This window comes from Rhodoblastus sp. (genome assembly GCF_041915505.1).
In the GTDB taxonomy this organism is placed as follows: Bacteria; Pseudomonadota; Alphaproteobacteria; order Rhizobiales; family Beijerinckiaceae; genus Rhodoblastus.
The window spans coordinates 1-2213 of record NZ_JAYSBG010000472.1; the positions used below are offsets into that span (position 1 = coordinate 1).

3 protein-coding genes and 1 pseudogene are annotated in these 2213 nt (G+C 65.5%); 1 reads left to right on the plus strand and 3 read right to left on the minus strand.

The genetic code is table 11. From position 1 onward, the window contains the following. From ACE3S9_RS18775 to ACE3S9_RS18785, 3 genes are all read right to left on the minus strand, one after another. Nucleotides 1-541, minus strand: a 541-nt coding sequence (locus ACE3S9_RS18775; protein ID WP_374547996.1) for a DsbE family thiol:disulfide interchange protein, incomplete at its 3' end; no start/stop codon positions are given. Then, complete coding sequence (gene ccmD / locus ACE3S9_RS18780) at nt 538-681, minus strand: heme exporter protein CcmD (RefSeq protein ID WP_374547997.1); 144 nt, start codon at nt 679-681, stop codon at nt 538-540. The genes ACE3S9_RS18775 and ccmD, both read right to left, overlap by 4 nt. Continuing rightward, nucleotides 678-1430 carry a heme ABC transporter permease gene (locus ACE3S9_RS18785; RefSeq protein WP_374547998.1) on the minus strand — a complete coding sequence of 251 codons (753 nt, stop codon included), beginning with the start codon at nt 1428-1430 and terminating at the stop codon, nt 678-680. The genes ccmD and ACE3S9_RS18785 overlap by 4 nt, the downstream gene beginning before the upstream one ends. 136 nt (nt 1431-1566) lie before the next feature. Here ACE3S9_RS18785 and ACE3S9_RS18790 point away from each other — a divergent pair. Further along, nucleotides 1567-2213, plus strand: a pseudogene (locus tag ACE3S9_RS18790) (hypothetical protein); the annotation flags it as partial.

Here is a 2213-nt window from a genome sequence, read left to right on the forward strand (position 1 = left end):
CTTCGGTGATCGGCCCGGTATATTTGAAGGCGATGGTCCCGTCGCCCCGGATGATGAAGGTTTCCGGCACGCCGGTCAGGCCCCAGTCGATGCCGGTCCGGCCGCTGGAATCCTCGCCGATCGCCGCATAGGGATTGCCGTCGGCGGACAGGAACTTCAGCGCATTGGCCGGGTCGTCCTTGTAATTGACGCCGACCAGCCGCACGCCCATCGCCCGCAAAGCCTCGTTGTCGGCGAGCTTGCGCAGATTGGGATGTTCGATCCGGCACGGCCCGCACCACGAGGCGAAGATGTTCACCACCGTCACGCCGCCCTGGCGCAGATCGGCGTCGGACAGGCCCGGCTTGCCCGAACCCGGCAAGGCCGGAAGATTGAACGCCGGCGCCGGATGACCGATCAGCACCGAAGGCAATACGGACGGGTCGCGGCCGAGAAAGAGGCGCGAGGCGAAAAAGCCCGCCAGCGCCACGAACAGAACCAGCGGAAGCGCCGTCAGCCAGCGCCGGCCGCCGGCGGGGGCCTCGTCGGATGCGCTGCTCATCGGCCGTTCTCCTTCTGCCCGAACCGCGTCAGCTTGCGCTTCAGCGCGCGGTAATCGAGCACGATCCGCACGATCAGGAAGCCCACGACCAGAGCCGCGAAGGCGTAAGCGGCGGCGATATAGAAGCTGTAATCCTTCACTGCGCCGCCTCCGCCGTCAGTTCGGGATCCTCGGCGCTGGCCGCGAGAATGCTCAGCCGGCGCAGGCGGCGGCGCAGGATCTCGTTGCGCACCTCCATCAGATGCAGCGTGAAGAACAGCAAGGTGAAGCCGAGCGCCATGATCAGCAGCGGCCACAGCATGGAGCCGGAAATGGCCGGCCCGCCGAGGCGGAACACGGACGAGGACTGGTGCAGCGTGTTCCACCAGTCGACCGAGAATTTGATGATCGGAATATTGACCAGTCCGACCAGGGTCAGGATGGCGGCGGCGCGCGCCGCCTGCGACGGCTCCTCGATGGTGCGCCACAGGCCGATCAGGCCGAGATAGATCAGGAACAGCACCAGCACCGAGGTCAGCCGCGCGTCCCAGACCCACCAGGTTCCCCACATCGGCTTGCCCCAGAGCGAGCCGGTGACCAGGCAGATCAAGGTGAAGGCGGCGCCAAGCGGGGCGGCGGCCTTCTGCGCGGCGTCGGCAAGCGGATGCCGCCAGACCAGAGTGCCGAGCGCGGCCGAGGCCATCACCATATAACCCATCATGCCGAGCCAGGCCGACGGCACGTGGAGATACATGATCTTGACCGAAGCGCCCTGCTGGTAATCGTCCGGCGCGACGAAAAAGGTCAGGTACAGGCCGGCGGCGAGGCAAAGCGCGGCGCCCCCGGCAAGCCAGGGAATGAGCCGCGCGGCAAGCGCAAGAAAATGCGTCGGATTGGCGTATTTGAGCATCGACCGTCGGTGGTCCCTCGTCAGGCTTGCGCCGCCTGATTAGGCGGCCTTGGCGCCAAATGCAATTGATTGCGGGTGAAATGACGGCGAAGCGCCATCGTTTCGGAGCGTTTTCCGGTCCGACCACGCACGCGCCGTGGTTTTCGTGGCCCCGGAACGTAAGCGCCGGATAACCGGCGACCTATCCCGGGCCGGCATCTTAGCAAGAACGTTAATTGACGCGAAGGGCCCGGCTGTCCTTTATGCATCCGGTGTTTCTTTCGAGGCGCGGCGATCGGCCCGCCGCGCACGCTTACTTGCAGAGAAAGAGTCAATGATGTCGATGCTTGAAACCTATCGCGCTCATGTGGCGGAACGCGCTGCTCTTGGAATTCCGCCACTGCCGCTTTCGGCGAAGCAGACGGAGGCGCTGATCGCGCTGCTGCGCGATCCGCCGTCGGGCGAAGAAGCGTTTCTCGTCGACCTGCTGACCCATCGCGTGCCCGCGGGCGTCGACGACGCCGCCCGGATCAAGGCCGGATTCCTCGACGCCGTGGCCAAGGGCGAAGAGAAGAACGCGCTCGTTTCGCGCAAGCTCGCCACCAAACTGCTCGCCACCATGCTCGGCGGCTTCAACATCAAGCCGTTGATCGAGCTGCTTCCCGATGGGGACGTCGGCGCCGCCGCCGCCGAGGGCCTCAAGAAGACCCTGCTGATGTTCGACTATTTCCATGACGTCAAGGCGCTGGCCGACAAGGGCCAAGGAATCGGCGCTTCCAACGCCCGGGCCGTGCTGCAGTCCTG

Excerpts from the sequence above, each read along its gene's own strand:
- ACE3S9_RS18785 (WP_374547998.1), bottom strand. The coding sequence starts at position 1,430 with ATGCTCAAATACGCCAATCCGACGCATTTTCTTGCGCTTGCCGCGCGG.